This window comes from Pseudoalteromonas sp. SANK 73390 (assembly GCF_054966645.1).
In genome coordinates, this window is sequence record NZ_ARPN01000009.1 from 116,861 (window position 1) to 124,518 (window position 7,658).

Annotated in this window: 7 protein-coding genes; 4 read left to right on the forward strand and 3 right to left on the reverse strand. The window is 40.3% G+C overall.

The window, feature by feature from the left end; genetic code table 11:
• Position 1 precedes the first annotated feature (1 nt).
• Both SANK73390_RS01015 and SANK73390_RS01020 read right to left on the reverse strand, forming a co-directional pair.
• Positions 2–841, reverse strand: a complete 840-nt coding sequence (locus tag SANK73390_RS01015) for a magnesium transporter MgtE N-terminal domain-containing protein (RefSeq protein WP_462762423.1) — start codon at positions 839–841, stop codon at positions 2–4.
• Complete coding sequence (locus tag SANK73390_RS01020; RefSeq protein WP_261594741.1) at positions 838–1,695, reverse strand: mechanosensitive ion channel family protein; 858 nt, start codon at positions 1,693–1,695, stop codon at positions 838–840. Before SANK73390_RS01020 ends, SANK73390_RS01015 begins: the two co-directional genes overlap by 4 nt.
• Before the next feature lie 205 nt (positions 1,696–1,900).
• Here SANK73390_RS01020 and SANK73390_RS01025 point away from each other — a divergent pair, with 205 nt between their 5' ends.
• Both SANK73390_RS01025 and ylqF read left to right on the forward strand, forming a co-directional pair.
• Positions 1,901–2,947 (forward strand): DUF21 domain-containing protein, encoded by a 1,047-nt coding sequence (locus tag SANK73390_RS01025; RefSeq protein ID WP_462762426.1) that lies wholly within the window; start codon positions 1,901–1,903, stop codon positions 2,945–2,947.
• 174 nt (positions 2,948–3,121) lie between these two features.
• Positions 3,122–4,066, forward strand: coding sequence for a ribosome biogenesis GTPase YlqF (ylqF, locus tag SANK73390_RS01030; protein ID WP_261627077.1), 945 nt, complete (start codon positions 3,122–3,124; stop codon positions 4,064–4,066).
• Between the two features lie 11 nt (positions 4,067–4,077).
• On the opposite strand, the gene SANK73390_RS01035 is transcribed toward ylqF, so the two are convergent.
• Positions 4,078–5,493, reverse strand: a complete 1,416-nt coding sequence (locus tag SANK73390_RS01035; RefSeq protein WP_462762429.1) for a sensor domain-containing diguanylate cyclase — start codon at positions 5,491–5,493, stop codon at positions 4,078–4,080.
• A 176-nt stretch (positions 5,494–5,669) separates the two neighbouring features.
• On the opposite strand from SANK73390_RS01035, the gene SANK73390_RS01040 reads away from it, so the two are divergent.
• Together SANK73390_RS01040 and SANK73390_RS01045 are read left to right on the forward strand one after the other, a co-directional pair.
• A complete protein-coding gene (locus tag SANK73390_RS01040; protein WP_462762432.1) occupies positions 5,670–5,852 on the forward strand; it encodes a hypothetical protein in 183 nt (60 codons plus the stop codon).
• 490 nt (positions 5,853–6,342) lie between these two features.
• Positions 6,343–7,644, forward strand: a complete 1,302-nt coding sequence (locus tag SANK73390_RS01045; RefSeq protein ID WP_462762435.1) for a GntP family permease — start codon at positions 6,343–6,345, stop codon at positions 7,642–7,644.
• Positions 7,645–7,658 lie beyond the last annotated feature (14 nt).

The window sequence follows — 7,658 nt, forward strand, 5'->3', positions numbered from 1 at the left end:
CCTAAGCTTTTTTTATCTTACTTGAAGCTGCATTAATTGGTTGCGTTAACTCAACCATGCTGGCGATGGTGTCACCATAAACGCCAAATAAATCTTCAGAAATAGATGTAATTTTAGAATTACCCTCATTACTGACGGTTTTAAAACGCCTTAGCTTTGAGTAATGGAGCACGCCCATAAATTCTTTTTGCTTGTTTTCAACAGCAACACAATCATGATGTTTCCAAAGCTCTAACTGCATTGTGCTATTTAAATCCATACTAGCGCGAATAGAAGTAGGCTTATGTTTGATTAATGTATTGACACGTATTTGCTGTTCAGACTGTAATATATCACCAATAAAAACAGTACCTTGCAGTATTTTGTTTTTATTAACAACATAAACCCACTGTAAATATGTGTATTGTCGAGACTTTAATCGAATAAGCAACTCTTCTACTTTCATATGGCTGTCGGCAACTAATACATTAGTCTCTATCATTGAGCCTATGGTGTATTCTGGATAAGCCACGAGCATTCTACATAAAGGTTGCTTTCTTGGCGGTAATTGGTTGATAAAGGAGTCTTGCAGTGGTTTTTCTGTATGGCGCAGAATGCTTGCTAAATCAGCAAGCTCCATGGTATTGACCAATAACTTTATTTGCGCCTCAGGGAGGTGTATTAATAGCTTCGCTGCAACACTTGCAATCATGGATTTGAGCACTTTAACGGCTGTTTGCGGGGGAGCGAGAGCAAGCACTTCCGCGGCATGCTCGATATTGACTAATTCTAACTTTCGAGCCGCAGCTGTTGTTTCTGATTCAAGAAAATGCAGAGTGAGGGCGACCATCGCTTGAGTCATGAACAAGTCCGCTTATCTAAAGTTTCTGATACATCATGGCCTATTATTACCTCGCAAGGCGAGTCATTATAAATTTTTCCGGGTAATAATATACGACCATTGGCTGTTTCAAGCTCCAGTATAGTTTGATTAAAGCGTAAGATTTTACCTTCATAGCCCCCTATTTTTATGTATTCACCAATATTTAAATGTTTAATCGCTTGACGAGAACCGACTAAGTTTTTGACAAAATCACGATTTCCTAAACCAAATGCCAGTGAAATACCAAAGCTAAATACTGCTACTTCAACAATAATAAGTGTTTTGATAAATTGAATATTGACGCCGAGTTGCTCAATACCTACGACAATGGCGATACTAATTATGACCCATTTTGTGATAAGGCCAATGCGTGCACCATGCTTTAATCCGGTACTTTGTGCGGTCGCTTCAGCCATTGAGCGGCTAATATTACCAATAACAAAACCAGCAAACACGATAAAGACGCCAGCCAGTAAATTTGGAAAATAGCTGAGTAACTCACGCAGCCAAGTTGCAATAAAATCTACGCCTAAGCTAGATAAAGCAGCAGCGGCAAAGAAAACCATGACGACCCAAAATATGACTCGACTTATAAGGGCTGCAAGTTGTGGTTGTATACTCAGTTGTGATTTAAGTGAAAGTCCGATAGCCAATCGATTAATGAGTTTTCCAAGAAAAACTACAACCGTTAGGGTTAATCGCGATAGCAAAGAGGCAATTAACCAGCCGATTAGCAATAACAGCAGCGCACCTATAACTTGCGGTACATAGGATACTAAATACCCTGCTAATTGTTCGTAGTTATTTTTTAATATGGCTTCCCATTTAAGCATGCCAGTATCCTGTGGTTTCGATAAGGTGCGGTATATTTATGCAGTGTCACATATTATTAGTTGTTTGTCTTTTTAGTTTAGTGTGCTGTACTTCATCTTTATTTAAAAGTGTAGTTCATACAATGAGAAATATATCATGAGTGTTTACTTTGGAGCGTTATAGTATGGTAATTAATCACAATAATGATTGCGCTGGTATAGCACAATGAGTGCTTTATTAGCTGCCAGTGTCGATATTTTCATATGGTTAGGGATAGTGGTTTGTGTTTTACACAGCGCTGTGTTCTCAGGTTTAAATCTAGCGTTTTTTAGCATGAGTCGATTGCAACTTGAGGTAGAATTTAAACAAGGTAACGAAACGGCTAAGAAAATACTGACCTTAAGAGAAGATGCCAACTTTTTACTTGCGACGATTCTTTGGGGTAATGTGTCCATTAACGTACTGTTGACGTTGCTCTCTGATTCTATTCTTGCAGGTGCGTATTCATTTGTCTTTTCAGCTGTGGTGATTACATTTTTAGGTGAAATTTTTCCGCAAGCCTACTTTTCTAGAAATGCACTCAAAATGGCCTCAATGCTCACTCCGGTGATTCGCTTTTATCAAAAGGTTCTTTATTTGGTTGCGCGACCAACGGCTATATTACTCGATGGTTGGCTTGGTAAAGAGGGGATCACGTACTTCAGAGAAGAAGAGTTAAAAGCAATTATAACTGCTCATGCAGAAGCGAACGAAGCAGATCTTGTTCAAGTTGAAGGGGTGGGTGCATTAAATTTTTTAGAGATAGATAAAATTTCAGTGATGGAAGAGGGTGAAGTGCTAGACCCAAAAAGTGTAGTTGCATTGCCTTGTAAATTGGACTTACCGATTATACCTGATAGTCAAAGTACAGAAGGTAAAGCATTTATAAATAGCGTGAATGTTTCTGGCCATAAGTGGGCGGTATTAACAAATCAAAAAGGGGGGCCGCAATTAGTACTGGATGTTGATGGTTATTTGAGATCATTTATTAACGAAACTTCAACGAATATTGATCCTTACTCATTTTGCCATCGGCCTGTAATTATTAAAGATGAAGCATGCACATTGGGTGAAGCTCTGAGTATGTTAAAGCATGCTTCTAAGCTTGAAGAATCATCTACGGATGTACTTAATCATGACCTTGTTTTAGTTTGGACGACGTCAGAACAGCGAGTGATCACAGGTGCTGATGTATTGGGACGTTTGTTAAAAGGCATAGGTAACTTTGAATAGCAGCGCACTGTAAACACGTTATGGGCATAAATGGCGATCAAACTAAGCGTGTTTTGTAGTAGAATATCGCGCACTCAGACTAAGGTACTGCTGCTGTATAAAAAGCTTTTAGTACCCCATGTTTTATAAAAGCATGAGTTATATTAAAAAGTACATTTATTACAGGTGGTTAGAATGGCAATACAGTGGTTTCCTGGGCATATGAATAAGGCTCGTAATGAGATTAAAGAGATCATGCCGCAGATGGATGTGATCATTGAAGTGCTGGATGCACGTATTCCTTACAGTAGTGAAAATCCGATGGTGTCGGCTTTGCGTGGCGATAAGCCGGTCATCAAAATACTAAATAAAGCAGATTTGGCTGACCCAGACTTGACGCAGCAATGGATGCAGTACTTTGAACAAGATAGTGGCGTAAAAGCCATAGCATTTGGTCATGATAAAGCTGCAGAAGTACATAAAATTAATGAATTATGTAAAAAGCTAGCACCGCATAAGGTGGGTGCAGACAAGCAACTTAAAGCGATGATCATGGGTATTCCTAATGTGGGTAAGTCAACGCTGATTAATATTTTAGCTGGGCGCATTGTAGCCAAAACCGGAAATGAGCCCGCGGTGACCAAAGCGCAACAACGTATTAAGCTTGACGATGGCATTATGTTATACGACACGCCAGGTATGCTGTGGCCTAAGGTAGAAAACGAAAATTCAGGTTATCGTTTAGCCGCAACGGGCGCTATTAGAGACACCGCGATTGAGTATGAAGAAGTGGCAAGCTACACCGCAGAATATCTTATACAAGCATATCCTGAGCTGCTCAAAGCACGTTACAAAATAGTGGAGCTACCAGAACACGACTGGGAATTTATGGAGATGGCAGGCAAAAAACGCGGCTGTATTCGTGGTGGGAATCAAATTGATACCCATAAAATGTCTGAAATCTTAATTAACGAGTTGCGTGATGCGATTATTGGTCGTATTACCATGGAAACGCCACAGATGCGTGAAGAAGAAGAAGTGATGGTTGCGCAGTTGCGTGAAGCTGCTGAGGCGAAAAAAGCGGCAAAAGAAGATGAGAAAAAACAGCGTCGAGCTCGTGCGCGCAAAAACAGGCGATAAGTATGGCTGCGCTATGCAGCCAGTTCACTTCTATCGCGCCCTAGCCTTTTTGCTCGGTAAAGCGCATCATCTGCACGTTTAATAAAGTCATCTTCTGATTCTTGGGGTTGGTATTGAGCAACCCCGATACTGATGGTGATAGATACTTCGCAATCATACGTAGCTAAAGCACTGCGCAAACGCTCACTGAGTTGTTCTGCATGTTTTATGTAAGAGTTTGGCATTAGAATCATAAACTCCTCTCCGCCCCAACGGCATAAAATATCGTTATTACGAGCAACAGATTTACATAACTTAGCAAAGTGCTTTAATACTTGGTCGCCAACTAAGTGGCCATACTGGTCGTTTACTTGTTTAAAGTGATCAATATCTAGCAACAATAAACTCAAAGGGACTTTGCTGTTTTGTGCACGTTGGATATGGCGCTGCAATTGTGGTTCAAAAGCTTGACGATTGAAAACATTACATAGCTTGTCAGTCAGAGCAATGGCCTCTAAACGAGTTTGGTATTGATTAAATGTCAGTTGTGCAATAGCGAGAATACACAGAGTAATAACACCACCGAGTAATAGATTTGTAAACAAAGCATCGGTTAAAGTGGTTTCAGGGGTGAACGTTTGTTCGACCATTAAGTGCCAGCCTAAATCAGGTATATAGCGGCTGTTTATGAGTCGCTGTACTCCTTGCTTATTGATTGAAAAGTTATAGTGTGGCCGACTTATTATCTCGCTATGGTGCGAGGCAAACTCAGACGCTAAAGTGTGGTTGGGTAGTTTTGATTGGTTATAAAAAATTAACCTACCTTGATGATCTGAAAAGTAAATTTTTCGTTTATATTGCTGCTGGTAATGTGTAATGAGTTGCTGCAAGTCACTGAGTTGAATACCAACCCCAGTGACACCTAATAGTGCGTTGTTAACCATAATTTTATGATTAACATAGACTATCGGGCTAAAGTTATCTTGTGGTGAAACATCAACATTCAATACGTAATCACGTTGTGATTCTTCAATAGCAGCCTTGTACCAATTAGATTCGGGTGCGCTAAAGTCGAGCTGGTGTGTACGACCATCAAAGTGATAATACGTCTGAGTGTGATGATCGACTAAAAAGCTGGTTTTACTTTTAAACAATGTTCTAGTCTTGTTTAAAAAAGCAAATAACTGCTCGCTATTAGCACTGCCATTTTTAAGCCATAAGTGTATAAAATGATTTTGCGCCATACTTTGGGCAACATAAATGGGGCCTTGTAACTGCTTTTGTAAATCAGTACTGATGACATGGCTGGTGAGGGGAAGCGTTTCATCAATAATTCCTTCACTCAGTGAATTATGTGCCATATGAAAGCTAAACCAGCTCGTAAAAGTAAACCCAGCTAATAACAACAAGGTCAAAGTAATGTTACAGCGGCGTCGAGCATGGTCCATGGGTATTATTGTTATTCACGCTTGAAGTGGCAAGCATAATACAGTGTGTCGTTTTTATAGTCGATTACAGTCAATTACAGCTATAAAAATAGTTGTTTGGAAGTAAAAAAGCCCACAAGGGGCTTTTTAGTATCATATCTACCGTCACCGATATGAGCAATGTAGCAAGTAAAATAGTGAGTAAGTTAATGTGTTTGTATCAAGGGGCGTTGTTACAAACAGATTTAACCTTTGGCTGTTTGCGTGCGCCACACGAGTGTTTCAGGGTCGAGAAACAATATGAATTACTTAACAAAGAGAGCCGTCAATCTCACCTTGTTGAGATTGATTATCAGTTAGATTCACTGGACTGTCAATAGTGAAATGAGATTTATTTTCATTTAAATTGTTGGTTGAAATTTAAGCATAAAAAAAGCCCGCAAGGGGCTTTTTAGTGTCATATCTACCGTCACCGATATGAGCAATGTAGCAAGTAAAATAGTGAGTAAGTTAATATGTTTGTATCAAGGGGCGTTGTTACAAACAGATTTAACCTTTGGCTGTTTACGTGCGCCACACGTGTGTTTCAGGGTCGAGAAACAATATGAATTACCTAACAAAGAGAGCCGTCAGCCTCGCCTTGTTGAGATTGATTATCAGTTAGATTCACAGAGGTGTCAATAATTAAATGAGATTTATTTTCATTTGGGCTGTGGCTGGCTTAGCTTGGAATGAATAGTTACTGGAGTAAGAAACCAAAACGGTCATGTTAATATTATTATTCCACTCAATGCTTTTAATCTTGAATTTGCTGTGTTTTTGTTCAATGCTAACAGCCTGTTGTGCTAAAGAATAATAAGAAGGGATTTTATGCTAAGCATGTTGGGACTTGTTGGTGCTCTTGCGCTGTTAATTGTGTTGACGCTACGGGGAATGAACCTATTTCTTTGTGCGCCATTATGCGCCTTGTTGGTTGCACTCAGTAGTAGTATCACTGTGTTTCCCTCTGGTTCTGAGGTGGACTTTATTAGCAGTTACATGAGCGGCTTTAGTGGCTTTATTCAGGCTTGGTTTTTTATGTTTTTGCTTGGTTCCTTATTTGGTAAATTTATGGAAGACACAGGCTCCGCTGATGCGATTGCGCATTATATTGTTGGCAAGCTGGGTATAAAATATGCGGTACTAGCGGTCGTTTTGGCTTGTGCATTACTCACCTATGGCGGGGTGAGTGTATTTATTGTGGCATTCTCCGTTTACCCCATGGCATTGAGCTTATTTAAAGATGCTAACTTGCCAAGGCGCTTTATTCCTGCCACGTTGGCTTTTGGTTCGGTCACTTTTACTATGACTTCAGCCGGCTCTCCCGAAATCCAAAACTGGATACCGATTAAATATTTAGGTACATCCCCTTATGCGGCTTGGCAAGAAAGTTTGGTGGTGGCGGTATTTATGGCTTTACTCGGTTATTTTTTATTGATGAAGATGATTGAAAAAGCACAGCAAAATGGTGAGGTATTTGAAGTTCGTGCTGACGACCCGGAAGAATTTAAGCGACATCTGCCACACCCAATTACAGGCTTAATTCCTTTACTTGTGGTACTGGTGTTGTCATTTACTTTGCACGAAACGCTACAGCAAAGCGCATTAATTGTGGCGTTATTGGGTGGGGTATTGAGTATTTTGGTGTGTAACTTTAAGCACTTTGTTAATTTGCAGCAGGCGATTAACTTGGGCACTACAGGTGCTTTAATCGCGATTGGTAATACGGCTGCAGTGGTTGGATTTGGTGCAGTGGCTAAAGTGACGCCTGCATTTCAAGAAGCGGTGGCTTTAATGACGCAGATCCCGGGTAATGAATTGCTAGGTGCAGCCATCGCAGTCAGTGTAATAGCAGGATTAACTGGGTCAGCTTCGGGTGGGCAAGCGATTGCTTTGCCACTTGTCGCACCACATTATATTGATTTAGGTGTCAATAATAGTGAACTGCATCGAGTGGTTGCAATAAGCTCCGGTGCAATAGACACTTTGCCGCATAATGGCTATGTAGTGACGACAGTACGCGCGATTTGTAAAGAAACTCATCAGGCGGCGTATTGGCCGCTCGCGATGTTGACTATTGTGGTACCACTTTTAGGGTTGGGGTTGATATTAGGCTTGTTTATTCTATTTTAGAGGGCATATGAGTA

Bases quoted from the DNA above. Each gene is read 5' to 3' on its own strand.
- SANK73390_RS01015 (WP_462762423.1), bottom strand. From the start codon at position 841: ATGACTCAAGCGATGGTCGCCCTCACTCTGCATTTTCTTGAATCAGAA.
- SANK73390_RS01020 (WP_261594741.1), bottom strand. From the start codon at position 1,695: ATGCTTAAATGGGAAGCCATATTAAAAAATAACTACGAACAATTAGCA.
- SANK73390_RS01025 (WP_462762426.1), top strand. From the start codon at position 1,901: ATGAGTGCTTTATTAGCTGCCAGTGTCGATATTTTCATATGGTTAGGG.
- ylqF (WP_261627077.1), top strand. From the start codon at position 3,122: ATGGCAATACAGTGGTTTCCTGGGCATATGAATAAGGCTCGTAATGAG.
- SANK73390_RS01035 (WP_462762429.1), bottom strand. From the start codon at position 5,493: ATGGACCATGCTCGACGCCGCTGTAACATTACTTTGACCTTGTTGTTA.
- SANK73390_RS01045 (WP_462762435.1), top strand. From the start codon at position 6,343: ATGCTAAGCATGTTGGGACTTGTTGGTGCTCTTGCGCTGTTAATTGTG.